Origin of the sequence: Streptococcus sp. ST16 (assembly GCF_046098135.1) — a bacterium.
In the GTDB taxonomy this organism is placed as follows: Bacteria; Bacillota; Bacilli; order Lactobacillales; family Streptococcaceae; genus Streptococcus.
This window is the reverse complement of the sequence record NZ_JBJUSE010000012.1, coordinates 39,324-52,593: the sequence shown is the minus strand read 5'-3', so window position 1 is coordinate 52,593 and position 13,270 is coordinate 39,324. Positions and strand designations below refer to the sequence as shown.

General features: G+C 41.7%; 13 protein-coding genes and 1 tRNA gene. 1 reads left to right on the top strand and 13 read right to left on the bottom strand.

Annotation, left to right across the window (positions count from 1 at the left end):
* Positions 1-2 precede the first annotated feature (2 nt).
* The 6 genes from ACIY14_RS07875 to pbp2a all read right to left on the bottom strand — a co-directional run bounded on the left by ACIY14_RS07875 (position 3) and on the right by pbp2a (position 3,908).
* Positions 3-74: transfer RNA gene (locus ACIY14_RS07875), tRNA-Glu, on the bottom strand.
* Positions 75-138: 64 nt separating this feature from the next.
* Complete coding sequence (locus ACIY14_RS07870; protein ID WP_409002178.1) at positions 139-612, bottom strand: sigma-70 family RNA polymerase sigma factor; 474 nt, start codon at positions 610-612, stop codon at positions 139-141.
* Between the two features lie 120 nt (positions 613-732).
* The gene (nusG, locus tag ACIY14_RS07865) at positions 733-1,269 is read right to left on the bottom strand and encodes a transcription termination/antitermination protein NusG (RefSeq protein WP_409002177.1); all 537 of its coding nucleotides are present in this window, start codon (positions 1,267-1,269) and stop codon (positions 733-735) included.
* 52 nt (positions 1,270-1,321) lie between these two features.
* Positions 1,322-1,498, bottom strand: coding sequence for a preprotein translocase subunit SecE (gene secE / locus ACIY14_RS07860; protein ID WP_409002176.1), 177 nt, complete (start codon positions 1,496-1,498; stop codon positions 1,322-1,324).
* A gap of 9 nt (positions 1,499-1,507) precedes the next feature.
* Entirely contained in the window at positions 1,508-1,660 is a 153-nt protein-coding gene (gene rpmG / locus ACIY14_RS07855; RefSeq protein ID WP_009755504.1) for a 50S ribosomal protein L33, read from the bottom strand.
* Positions 1,661-1,712: 52 nt separating this feature from the next.
* Positions 1,713-3,908, bottom strand: a complete 2,196-nt coding sequence (pbp2a, locus tag ACIY14_RS07850) for a penicillin-binding protein PBP2A (protein ID WP_409002175.1) — start codon at positions 3,906-3,908, stop codon at positions 1,713-1,715.
* An 86-nt stretch (positions 3,909-3,994) separates the two neighbouring features.
* On the opposite strand from pbp2a, the gene ACIY14_RS07845 reads away from it, so the two are divergent.
* On the top strand, positions 3,995-4,870 hold the full coding sequence (locus ACIY14_RS07845) for an RluA family pseudouridine synthase (protein WP_409002174.1): 876 nt from the start codon (positions 3,995-3,997) through the stop codon (positions 4,868-4,870).
* A gap of 72 nt (positions 4,871-4,942) precedes the next feature.
* On the opposite strand, the gene gap is transcribed toward ACIY14_RS07845, so the two are convergent.
* The 7 genes from gap to ACIY14_RS07810 form a co-directional block, all read right to left on the bottom strand.
* A complete protein-coding gene (gap, locus tag ACIY14_RS07840; RefSeq protein WP_000260673.1) occupies positions 4,943-5,953 on the bottom strand; it encodes a type I glyceraldehyde-3-phosphate dehydrogenase in 1,011 nt (336 codons plus the stop codon).
* Positions 5,954-6,269: 316 nt separating this feature from the next.
* Complete coding sequence (adhE, locus tag ACIY14_RS07835; protein WP_409002173.1) at positions 6,270-8,921, bottom strand: bifunctional acetaldehyde-CoA/alcohol dehydrogenase; 2,652 nt, start codon at positions 8,919-8,921, stop codon at positions 6,270-6,272.
* A 296-nt stretch (positions 8,922-9,217) separates the two neighbouring features.
* The gene (locus ACIY14_RS07830; RefSeq protein WP_409002172.1) at positions 9,218-9,631 is read right to left on the bottom strand and encodes a hypothetical protein; all 414 of its coding nucleotides are present in this window, start codon (positions 9,629-9,631) and stop codon (positions 9,218-9,220) included.
* Complete coding sequence (locus tag ACIY14_RS07825) at positions 9,618-10,061, bottom strand: low molecular weight protein-tyrosine-phosphatase (protein WP_002876368.1); 444 nt, start codon at positions 10,059-10,061, stop codon at positions 9,618-9,620. Before ACIY14_RS07825 ends, ACIY14_RS07830 begins: the two co-directional genes overlap by 14 nt.
* Positions 10,062-10,108: 47 nt before the next feature.
* Positions 10,109-10,429 carry a preprotein translocase subunit YajC gene (yajC, locus tag ACIY14_RS07820; protein WP_001069056.1) on the bottom strand — a complete coding sequence of 107 codons (321 nt, stop codon included), beginning with the start codon at positions 10,427-10,429 and terminating at the stop codon, positions 10,109-10,111.
* Between the two features lie 117 nt (positions 10,430-10,546).
* Positions 10,547-12,523, bottom strand: coding sequence for a transketolase (gene tkt, locus ACIY14_RS07815; RefSeq protein ID WP_409002171.1), 1,977 nt, complete (start codon positions 12,521-12,523; stop codon positions 10,547-10,549).
* Between the two features lie 118 nt (positions 12,524-12,641).
* A complete protein-coding gene (locus ACIY14_RS07810) occupies positions 12,642-13,265 on the bottom strand; it encodes an HI_0552 family protein (RefSeq protein ID WP_409002170.1) in 624 nt (207 codons plus the stop codon).
* Between the last annotated feature and the right edge of the window lie 5 nt (positions 13,266-13,270).

Sequence of the window (13,270 nt, the reverse complement as noted above, 5' to 3'; positions counted from 1 at the left end):
CATAGTCCGTACGGGATTCGAACCCGTGTTACCGCCGTGAAAAGGCGGTGTCTTAACCCCTTGACCAACGGACCTTGGGCTTTTCAACTCTTTCTATTATACCTACTTTTCCTACTTTGTCAAGGACTTTTTTCCTCTTTATCGAAATTCTGAAAAAATATTGGAAAGTTCTCTTAGAAGAGCTTTACGTCCTCTGAAGACTTCTCCTCCCATGAGACGATCCACTAACTCTTGTTTTTCTTTACATTGCTTTGATTTGTAATTTTTTAGAAGTTCGTGAAAAAGATAATAATCATCCAGTCTGAGTCCTTTTTCTCCTAGACGATGGCTAATCTCACTCACCTCTTCATAGGGTTCTTTGTTGAAACGGCGCTTATGGCTTTCCTGTTTTCGAATATTATCCAGGATGCGATTTCTAAATTTTGTTTTAAAGCAGACATACAGTCGATGGCGCTCACCCCCTAGCAACTCTGGATGGCTACTGACCAGTTCATAGAGGCACATCATGCCCTCCTGATCCCAGTCCTCTTTCTCCCACAGATGTAGATGATAATCTTTACGACACTTATGGACAATCCCCTTCGTTTCTTCGTATAGTTCTTTCAGATTCATAGACCTCTCCTTTCTGCATTTAGTTTAGCAAAATGCACGAACCCATGAATCTATTTCCTCTATTCTATACTTCTCCCTCTCTCAACGGCACATAAAAAGAGAGGCAAGGCCTCTCTGGGGTTATAATTCTGCAATTTGGTTTAGGTTTACTTCTGCAATCGTATCATTACCAAACATAGAGATAATCATCTTCACTTTATTGTTATCAATTTCGGTAATTTTACCTGTGTAGTCTGCAAAAGCGCCATCAATGATACGGACAGTCTGACCAACTTCAACGTCAATGTCAAACTCTTGAACAGTTTGTCCCATTGAAACCAGAATATCACGGATTTCTTGTTCCAATAGTGGAGTTGGTTTTGATCTGTTCCCGTGTGAGCCAACGAATCCTGTTACGTTAGGTGTGTTTCGAACGACGAACCATGCTTCATCGGTCATGACCATTTCTACAAGGACATAACCTGGGAAGCGATTCTCTTCAACTTCCTTTTTCTTTCCATTTTTCTCAACTTGCACAGTTTGTGTTGGAATCTCAACGCGTAGAATATTATCCAACATGTTATATGTTTGTGCACGTTGCAATAGATTTTCTTTTACCTTATTTTCATAGCCAGAATAAGTTTGTAGAACAAACCATCCCTTGCCAAAACTATCCATGATATTTCCTTTCATAATAGAAGAAAGCTAGCAGAAGTTCTCCGCCTTTCTTCTAAAAAATGTTAATAAATCGAATCAAACCTGAAACAATCAACTGGTCAAAAATGTAAATGATGACCACAAAGAAGGCTGTGTATTCCATAATAGAGCGAAAATCTCTCCAGCTTTCCTTGCGAGTTGGCCACGTTGTTTCTTTACGAAGTTTAAAAATATCCTTAATAAAACCCATCGTTCTCTCCTATCTCGTTTCTCTATGTGTCGTATATTTCCCACAATGTTTACAAAATTTATTTACTTCTAGTCGTGTTGGCTTGGGGTTCCCACTAGTTTTGATTGAGTAATTCCTTGAACCGCAAACTGCACAAGCTAGGCTTGCTTTTTTTAGTGCCATAACGCCTCCATCTTATCTATTATAACAAGAAACCTAGGCTTTGACAAGCCTCTTAACGAAATAGATTAAGGAATGAGTCCCATATTGTCTGGGCTTTTTCTTTTATCTTAGCTTCTGAAATCGCACGTCCCGCTTCATCTACAAGATTTTGTGCACGACTACGAATATCCGCTATCGGATCCTCCGACTGGTTTGCCTCATTTTCAATAGCTTGTTTTTTAGTATTTTCTGGTTCAATCCCATTTTGTTTATAAGCATTCTCAACTGTAAAAGTGCTACCTGGAGTGTAAGGCAAAATGGTATTAGCCATACTTCTAAAGACGTGGGCTGCTCCATTTGATGTCGAACCTGCCAGATAATGGTTTTCATCCGTCGTCGGGAAACCGAGCCAGTGGGTAATTACCACATCTGGAGTATAGCCAATCACCCACTGGTCACTAGTATATACTGAATTAAAAGCAGCCTCAGTAGTACCTGTCTTTCCAGCCATAACATAATCTGTTGGCGACGAACTAATTCCTGTACCATTGGTAAATGTTCCTAGCATCATGCTGGTCATTTTATCGGCTACCGACTTATCAATCACTCGTTTTTGGGAATTTTTATGACTCTTGATGACCTGGCCACTGGCATTTTCAATACGAGTGATAAAATGCGCTTCAGGCATCAGACCTTCATTAGCAAAGGTTGCATAGGCTTGTGCCATCTGGAGGGGATTCGTCTCTACGCCTCCACCGAGAGCGACTCCAAGAACTCGATCAACATTTTCCATATTCAGGCCAAATCTCTCCCCAGCGTCAAAAGCTTTGTCAATACCTAATACATTTACAGTCGCAACTGCCGGTAAATTGAGTGATTCAGCCAAAGCCTGATACATAGGTACTTCTGGAGATGTCTTAATGCCCGCATAATTATCCACTTGATAACTATCGTACTGCATCGTATGATTATCCAGTTGCTTGTTTAAGGCCCATCCTGCTTCTACTGCAGGTGTATAAACGACTAAAGGTTTAATGGTTGAGCCCGGGCTACGCTTAGACTGAGTGGCATAGTTGAAATTGCGGAAGCCTGGTTTGTCATCGCCAGCTACGCGGCCAACAACGCTACGCACCCCACCTGTTTTAGGCTCTAAAGCAACACTACCTGATTCGGCGTGTGTCCCGTCTTCTGCCTTTGGAAATAGTGAGGTATTTTCATAAACAACCTGCATATTGGCTTGGTAGTTTTGGTCAAGTTCTGTATAGATTCGATAGCCGTTGTTGACAATCTCTTCTTCTGTGAGATTGTACTTGGAAACCGCTTCGTTGACAACTGCATCAAAATAGGACGGGTAACGATAATCCGAAACCTTCCCTTCATACTTATCTTGCAGTTGAGAAGCCATATCTATTCCAGCTGCTTCGGTCTCTTGATTTTTATCAATATAGCCCGCTGCAACCATATTTTGCAAAACAGTATCCCTACGGTTGGTCGAAGTTTCAACAGAATTTAATGGATTATACAATTCTGGTCCCTTAAGCATCCCTGCTAGAGTGGCCGCCTGATCAAGCGTTAGTTGTGAAGCCGATACACCGAAATATTTCTTACTCGCATCTTCAACACCCCATACCCCATTTCCAAAGTAGGCGTTATTGAGGTACATAGTAAGGATTTGCTCCTTGCTGTATTTCTTTGTCAACTCTAAGGCAAGGAAAAACTCCTTGGCCTTCCGTTCAACGGTCTGGTCCTGGGAAAGATAGGCATTTTTCGCCAACTGTTGAGTGATGGTGGACCCCCCTCCAGAACGGCCTGCTGTAAGGATGGCTAGAAAGAAACGACCGTAGTTAATCCCATCATTTTTATAGAAGGAACGGTCCTCTGTCGCGACGACAGCATTCTGCAAGTCTTTGCTGATATCTGCCAGCTCAACATAGGTTCCCTTTTGACCGGATAGGGCTCCTGCCTCTTTTTCTTCGCGGTCAAAAATCAGAGTTCGGGTTTTCAGGGCATTTTGTAAGTCATTGACATTGGTAGACTTGGCTATCGCAAATAGATAGGTTCCTACCAACAAACCAGCACTCAACCCTAAAATGATGACGATTTTTGTCAGATGATAACGACGCCAAAATTTCCGAATTGGGCCTACTTGGGACATTTTTTTTCTATCGCTCCGTGAACGACGCATGCTAGTCGAATCAGACTCCGCTGATTCATTCGTTTCTTTCTTAAAGAGAGAAAGAAACTTCTCAAATAATTTATCTAATTTCATGCGTTTATTTTATCATCTTCACCATGGGAACTCAAGAATTTAGCTACTCCCTATCCAAATAGGGCTTTTTTTGTTACAATATCTGTATGCAATTCATATTTACATTACCCGAATCCCTGCCTCAAATGACGGTCAAACAATTTCTAGAGGAACAACTCCTCATCCCTAGAAAAATCCGTCATTTTTTGAGAACCAAGAAGAACATCTTAATTAACCACGAAGAAGTTCACTGGAACGAGATGGTGAAGCCAGGGGATATTTGCCAATTGACTTTTGACGAGGAAGATTATCCCAAAAAGGAAATACTTTGGGGAAATCCAGACCTCGTTCAAGAAGTTTATCAAGACCAACATCTCATTATCGTCAACAAGCCAGAAGGAATGAAAACGCATGGGAATCAACCCAAGGAGATCGCCCTTCTCAACCATGTCTCTGCTTACGTTGGGCAAACTTGCTATGTCGTTCATCGTCTAGATATGGAAACCAGTGGGCTAGTGCTTTTTGCTAAAAACCCTTTTATCCTGCCCATCCTCAATCGCTTGTTGGAGAAAAAAGACATCGCTCGCGAGTACTGGGCACTCGTAGAAGGACGAGTAGAGAGTAAAGAACTTATCTTTCGAGATAAAATTGGCCGTGATCGACATGATCGCAGAAAACGAGTAGTAGATCCCAAAAATGGGCAATATGCTGAAACGCATATCAGTCGATTGAAGCAATTCCCAAACAAAACAGCTCTTGTTCGTTGCAAGCTAAAGACCGGTCGAACGCATCAGATTCGTGTTCACCTCTCTCATCACAAGCATCCTATCTTGGGCGACCCTCTCTATAATAGTAAATCAAAAGCAAGCCGGCTTATGCTTCACGCCTTTCGCCTTTCTTTTACCCATCCACTTACCTTAGAAAAATTGAGTTTCACTGTTCTATCGGATACTTTTGAAAAAGAATTAAAAAAGAATGGATGACATTATCATCTATTCTTTTATCTATACAAAAAAGCAAGGCTTTCTGGCCTTGCTTTTTTATCGACTCAAGAATTATTTAGCGATTTTTGCAAAGTATTCAAGAGTACGAACAAGTTGTGAAGTGTAAGACATTTCGTTGTCATACCATGAAACAACTTTAACCAATTGTTTACCGTCAACGTCAAGAACTTTAGTTTGAGTTGCGTCAAACAATGAACCGAATGACATACCTACGATATCAGAAGATACGATTGGATCTTCAGTGTAACCGTATGATTCGTTAGAAGCTGCTTTCATAGCTGCGTTTACTTCATCAACAGTAACGTTCTTATCAAGAACTGCTACCAATTCAGTTACAGAACCTGTTGGAACAGGAACACGTTGAGCAGCTCCGTCCAATTTACCGTTCAATTCAGGGATAACCAAACCGATTGCTTTAGCAGCACCAGTTGAGTTAGGAACGATGTTAGCTGCAGCAGCACGAGCACGGCGAAGGTCACCTTTACGGTGTGGTCCATCAAGAACCATTTGGTCACCAGTGTAACCGTGGATAGTAGTCATCAAACCTTCAACGATACCGAAGTTGTCATGAAGAGCTTTAGCCATTGGAGCCAAACAGTTTGTAGTACATGAAGCACCTGAGATAACTGTTTCAGTACCATCAAGAATATCATGGTTAGTGTTAAATACAACTGTTTTAACATCTGATCCACCAGGAGCAGTGATAACAACTTTCTTAGCACCACCAGCGTGCAAGTGTTTTTCAGCAGCTGCTTTAGTAGCAAAGAAACCAGTTGCTTCAAGAACGATTTCTACACCGTCGTTAGCCCAGTCGATTTGTTCTGGATCACGTTCAGCAGAAACTTTAACGAATTTACCGTTAACTTCAAATCCGCCTTCTTTAACTTCTACAGTACCGTCGAAACGACCTTGAGTTGTATCGTATTTCAACAAGTGTGCAAGCATCACTGGATCTGTAAGGTCGTTGATGCGAGTAACTTCAACACCTTCTACGTTTTGGATACGGCGGAAAGCAAGACGACCGATACGTCCGAAACCGTTAATACCAACTTTAACTACCATTAGTGATTTCCTCCTTATGAAAATCATGAAAATTTTATTGTGAAAAGAGTAACTTGAATCACTACAAATCACCTTTCAACACACCTATTATATAACTATTTGAGTTTAATTGCAAGTATGGGCGTCGATTTTCTCTCTTGCTTTTCTACTTTTCCACTCCTTTTCATTCACTTATTCTTTAATTTTTAAATATATCCCTACAATCTTTTATAATGTCCGTATATTATCTCCATTTTCACGCTCAATCTTAATTCCAGGTCTATCTGAGTTCACAAAAAAGAGACAGGATAACTCCTGCCTCTAGGCTGATAAACGATTATTTACGACGTCCTGGACGTTCTTTATAACCATAGTAAGCATCTGCCATGATTTCTTCCATGTCAGCTACCATTGGCAAGCGTGGGTTAGCAGGTGAACATTGGTCTTCATAAGCAAGCAAGGCAATTTCATGCAAGCTGTCTTTCCAAGCTTTTTCATCGATTCCTTGATCCTTGAAATTCATCTTGATACCTACTGCAACACCAAGGTCGTAAACAGCTTTAGCGTATGCTTCAACTGCTTCTTCAGGAGTTGAGTGAGGCAATCCAAGCATTTTCGCGATGTCTTGGAATTTCTCATCAGCTTTCCAGTAGTTGTACTTAGGCCATGTAGTAGTCTTAGATGGACGAGTTCCGTTGTAACGGATAACATATGGAAGCAAGATTGCGTTTGTACGTCCGTGAACAGTGTGGTGAACACCACCAATCTTGTGGGCCATTGAGTGGCTCATGCCAAGGAAGGCATTGGCGAAGGCCATACCAGCCATTGTAGACGCATTATGCATTTTTTCACGTGCTTCTGGGTCAGCAGTCTTAACAGATTTTTCCAACCATTCAAAGACAAGTTTGATTGTTTGAAGCGCAATACCGTCTGTGTAGTCGTTGGCAAAGTTTGAAGTATAAGCTTCAGTAGCGTGAGTCAAGACGTCCATACCAGTGTCAGCTGCGATGAAGTCTGGAACTGATTCAACCAAAGCAGGGTCAACAATCGCAATAGTTGGTGTCAATGAGTAGTCAGCCAATGGGTATTTGCGGTTGTTTTTCTTGTCAGAGATAACGGCAAATGGTGTTACTTCTGAACCTGTACCTGAAGTTGTTGGAATACCGATGTACTTCGCTTTCTTACCAAGTGATGGGAAGCGGAAGGCACGTTTACGGATGTCCATGAATTTTTGAACCAAGTCACGGAAGTCGATTTCTGGTTGTTCGTAGAAGAGCCACATTACTTTGGCCGCGTCCATTGGAGAACCACCACCAAGAGCGATAATTGTATCTGGTTCAAATGCTTTCATCACTTCAGCACCACGTTCTACAGTTGTGATGTCTGGATCTGGTTCAACATCTGAGAATACTTGAATAGTTACACGGTTGCTACGTTTGTTCAATTGGTCAATAATTCGTTGAACAAAGCCAAGTTTTTCGATAGATTTGTCTGTAACAATCATAACGCGTTCAATATCTTCACATGTTTGAAGGTATTGGATAGAATTGCGTTCGAAGTAAATTTTTGAAGGAACTTTAAACCACTGCATATTATTTCTACGTTTCCCTACTTTCTTAATGTTTAGAAGGTTGATCGCACTCACGTTATCACCGACTGAATTGTGTCCATATGAGCCACATCCAAGTGTCAAGGATGGGATGAAGGCATTGTAAACGTCACCGATACCACCGAAAGTAGATGGAGAGTTCCAGATAATACGCATAGCTTTGATCTCTGTACCAAAGCGTTTAGCAAGAGCTTCGTCTTTTGTATGGATAGCTGCTGAGTGACCAAGTCCGTTAAACTCAACCATTTGACGAGCTTTTGTAAGACCATCTTCTGTATCTTCAGCTTTTAATACAGCGATAACTGGTGATAATTTTTCACGAGTCAATGGTTCTTTTGGTCCTACTTCTGCACATTCCGCAGCCAAGATGTTTGTTCCTTCTGGAACACTGAATCCTGCTTGTTCTGCAATCCATGCAGCTGGTTTACCAACGATGTTTGCATTTAGTTTAGCACCAGCACAGTTTTTGCTATTTGCTTTAGCTCCGAAGCAGAATTCTTCAAGAAGAGCTTTTTCTTTCTTGTTTACAAAGTAAGTATGGTATGATTTGAATTCTTCTACAAATTCGTCATACACTTCTTTATCAATGATAACGGCTTGTTCTGATGCACAGACCATCCCATTATCAAATGATTTAGACATAACGATGTCATGAGCAGCTTGACGAAGGTCAGCAGATTTTTCTACATAGGCAGGTACGTTTCCGGCACCTACCCCAAGAGCTGGTTTTCCACATGAGTATGCAGCTTTAACCATAGCATTCCCACCAGTTGCGAGGATAGTCGCAACACCTTCGTGGTTCATAAGTGCCCCAGTTGCTTCCATAGATGGCTCTGTAATCCATTGAACACAGTTTTCAGGTGCACCGGCTGCGATGGCTGCATCACGAACGATTTGTGCAGCATGAGCAGAAGATTCTTGAGCTGATGGGTGGAAGGCGAAAACAATTGGGTTACGTGTCTTCAAAGCAATCAATGATTTGAAAATCGCTGTTGAAGTTGGGTTTGTTGTTGGAGTGATACCACAAATAACTCCGACTGGCTCCGCAATCTTCGTCAAACCTGTAATTGGATCATCTTCGATAACTCCAGCTGTTTTAACTCCACGCATATTGTTCACTACGTGTTCACAGGCAAATAGATTTTTTGTCGCCTTATCTTCAAATACACCACGACCAGTTTCTTCAACTGCGTGTTGTGCAAGGATACCGTGCGCATCAAGTGCTGCAACAGACGCTTTTGCTACGATGTAGTCAACTTGCTCTTGGTTCAACTTGCGCATTTCATCAAGCGCAACCAAGGCTTTTTTCACGAGACCGTCGACATGCTTTTCAGCAGCAAGTTGTTTTTCCTCTGGTGTTACTGTTTTTTTATCAGCCATATTATCCTCCATAGCCTTTAAGGATGTTATCCTTTGTTAATTTTTTCACAAGTTCATTATAACTCTTTTTTTATACTTTGTAAACAGTTTCATAAGCATTTCACAAAGAAATTTCCTAAATTTGTGATTTTTTTCTCAACCCACCTGTGCAATAGGGTTTTATCTGGATGATTGTGAAATTATGAAAAATATTTTTTTATTTCACAAAGTTTTTTCTAGTTGATAGCTATTTACCGAATTTAATAACAGAAAACGCTTTCTTTTTTGCTTTTAAAAATAGCCTCCTCATCTGGAGACTACTGTTTTTGTTGGAAAACGCCTTGTTTAAAGGTTCCTTCATAGACAACTTCTTGTTCTGTCGTCAACTTTCCTTGACCTTCAGCCTGGCCATTTACAAAATCACCTTCGTATTTCCAGCCATCTTTTGATTGGAACGTTCCTTTTCCATTAAAGGCTCCATTATTGAAATCACCTGTATATTGGTCCCCATTTTCAAAGGTCATGGTCCCCCGACCATTCATTTTCCCTCGTACCAGGGTACCATCATAAACAAGGGCACCACCATCAAGTGTCAGGACACCCTTTTTGGGTGTATTTAGTAGAAATACCGAAAGGGCACAGAGTGCAATTACGACTACTGCAATGAACTCTAGCCTAGGGCGAGTTAGGTAAACTCTATACTTTTCATAGATTTGTTTAAGCTTTTCCATTGTCACTCTCATTTTCTAATCGATCTAGCCAGCTTTTACAGCCACTTGTGATGCGAGCATAGGTTTCCTCAAAATCTCCTGTATACCAAGGATCTGGAACACTTTCAGATGCAAAAGGGTAGATCTTATGCTGCAATTCCTGAGGACACATTTGACGCAGATCTGAAACGTTTGAAGCATCCATCCCGATAATGTAATCAAATGACTCAAAATCTTCTCTACGAACCTGGAGTGATGTTTTGTCTTTGTCATAAGGAATCTGATATTGCTGGAAAATCCCTTGCGTTCCCTTATGAATCGGATTACCATGTTCCCAAGACGAAGTCGCACGACTCTCAATCTGGTAATCGCTCGTCATGGATTTCATCACAAACTCTGCCATGGGGCTACGGCAGATGTTTCCTAAGCAAACAAATACTATTTTTCTCATCCCTTTTCCTCTTACTTCATAGAAAAACGGGAGTGACAGGTCCCGTTTTATTCTTCGATTGCTCCGCTTTCGTCAACAACTGTTCCTTCTGGTGTCACAGCCTCTTTGAGCGGCAAAACGGTCTTGATAGCAGCTAATTCAAAAGTCAAATAGACCCCATCTACATCAAGTACGATTGTTCTCTTCTCAGTGTCTACTTCATCCACTGTTCCGTAAAGGCCGCCAATTGTAATAACTTCATAGCCTTTTTGAAGCTTGTTCAAGCTTTCCATACGCTTTTGCGCTTGTTTCTTTTGAGAACGTTGCATAAAGAACATCAAGGCCATCATACCTACAAGCATGATTAAAAAAGTAATATTTGGATTCATTGTTTTCTCCTTTGTCTTTTACATAGGACTACTATATCAAATTTCAGCTACTTTTACAAGGTTGTGCCTTACTTTTATGGTTATAAAAAATCAGAGTTTTCACTCTGATTTCTACGATTACTTCAAGTTTTGAACGACTTTGACTAGATTTTCTACCGTAAATCCGTACTCTGCCAATACTTTTGGTGCTGGGGCAGATGCTCCGAAAGTATCAATACCGAGAACTGCACCATCAAGGCCAACATATTTGTACCAGTTTTGAGTTGCACCCATTTCGACTGCAACACGACGGCGAACTGCATTTGGAAGGATTTCTTCCTTGTAAGTTGCATCTTGTGCGTCAAAGACATCTGTAGATGGCATGCTGACTACGCGGACTTTTGCACCTTGACTAGCTAATTCTTTGGCAGCTGCGACAGCTAGATTGACCTCTGAACCTGTTGCAATCAAAATCGTATCAAAGTCTGCCGCATTTTCATAGACAACATAGGCACCTTTCGCAACCTTGTCGAAGTCTGTTCCCTCTTCAACAGTCAAGTTTTGGCGTGTCAAGACAAGGGCAGTTGGTGTTTTCTCGCTTGTCACTGCAAGGTACCAAGCCGCTTGAGTTTCACGCGCATCTGCTGGGCGGAAAACATTCAGATTTGGCATAGCACGGAGACCTGCTAAGTGTTCAACTGGTTCGTGAGTTGGACCATCTTCACCAACTGCGATTGAATCGTGAGTAAAGACATAAGTCACAGGAAGTCCTTGCAAGGCTGACAAGCGAACAGCTGCTTTCACATAGTCAGAAAAGACGAAGAAAGTACCACCGTATACACGAAGTCCACCATGAAGGGCCATCCCGTTCAAGATCGTTCCCATTGCAAATTCACGAACACCAAACTGAATGTTGCGGTTCAAGCGATTAGCATCGTCTTGAAGTCCATCCGTTTTGATATAAGTCATGTTTGAGTGAGCGAGGTCAGCTGATCCACCTAGGAAAGTTGGCAACTTAGCAGCTACAACGTTCAAAGCATCCTGACTTGAATTACGAGTTGCTTGAGAGAAACCATTTTCTAAGGCTGGGAAGTCTGCTGGAGTCACTTTAACTGGATCACGTCCGTCGATAATAGCTTCTACTTCTGCAGCCAGTTCTGGATACGCTTCTTTATAGTCAGCAACTAGTTTTGTCCATGCTTCATAGGCTGATGCACCACGGTCTGCAACATTTTCCTTGAAATCAACATATACTTCAGCTGGGATTTCAAATGGTTCATAGTCCCAACCGAGGGCTTGACGAGTTGCTGCAGTTTCGTCTGCACCAAGAGGAGCACCGTGTACAGCATTGGTTCCTTGTTTGTTTGGAGAGCCATATCCAATCACAGTCTTCACTTCAATCAAAGATGGTTTGCCTGAAGCTTTGGCTGCTTCAATAGCTGCATGGATTGCTTCCAAGTCTGTTCCATCTTCAACCAAGGCTGTATGCCAACCGTAGGCATTGTAACGGTCACGAACACTTTCTGTAAAGGAATCCTTTGTCTCACCATCCAAGTTGATGTCATTTGAATCATAAAGAACCACCAACTTGTCAAGTTTTTGCAAGCCTGCGTATGAAGCCGCCTCACTTGAGACACCTTCCATCAAGTCTCCGTCTCCACAGATCACATAAGTATAGTGGTCAAAGATATTGAAACCTTCGCGGTTATACTTCGCCGCAAGGAAACGTTCTGCTTGGGCAAAACCAGTAGCAGTAGAAATCCCTTGTCCTAGAGGACCAGTTGTAGCGTCAACCCCTGCTGTATGGCCAAATTCTGGGTGACCTGGTGTTTTGGAACCCCATTGGCGGAAGCTCTTGACTTCATCCATGCTGACATCTTCAAAACCAGAAAGGTGAAGAAGGGCATAGAGAAGCATAGAGCCGTGTCCTGCTGAAAGAATAAAGCGATCGCGGTTGATCCAGTTTGGTTGAGCTGGATTGATACGAAGTTGCTTTGTAAAGAGGCTATAGGCCATAGGAGCAGCCCCCATAACCACCCCTGGGTGACCTGAGTTTGCTTTGTTGATGGCGTCAATACCTAGAAAACGAATTGCATTAACAGATAGATTTGACATAGAATTTCCTTTCTCTTTGAAGTGATTAATGAATCACACATCCTATTTTTCTATTATATGAAAAAATGCATAGAATAGCAATAAAACAATTTGCGTTCATCTAACACATTTGATTTGTCTATCCTCTCGTCACTTCATAGTACGGGAGCAAACGAGTATAAGCGTCTTCTAGCTCCTCCAATATCGCTTTTACTGACTGATTTTCAATGAAGGAAACATCTGACTTGACTAAGACTTTACGAACTTCTTGATTTCTCAGCTTCTCTCGTAAAGTACGGCGATTCTCCTCAGTAGCCTCCACCTTATGACTTTCTCCATTTGAGTAGACTAGATAATAAATTCCTTCTACCGCTGGAAGCTCTAAAACCTTGGCTTGCTTGTCTAAGGTCTGTTCATCTTTCTTTCGCTCGATGAAACTAACTTCCAAAGAAATCCCAAAGTCAGCAGGTGTTCCATACAAACGAAGAGCCATCATAGGTTCTGTCACTTGTCCGTCTCTCTGTAGATAGGCCCAGAAATGTGGCCGTAAGCGTTGTGCTTGATTCATCCACTGGCTAGTCTGTTGGAGTTGCCATTCTGAATGACTTGCTTGAAAGATTTTGGCCAATTCTGTAAAAGACTTCCGAGCCTCTTGGCCTTTGTGACGCAATTCCAGCATCTTTTCTCTTTCATCACCAGCTTTATCAGGATTACGATACTGGACCCCTGCAAATGATAGATATTCTCTAACTGCTTTCAGCATATCTG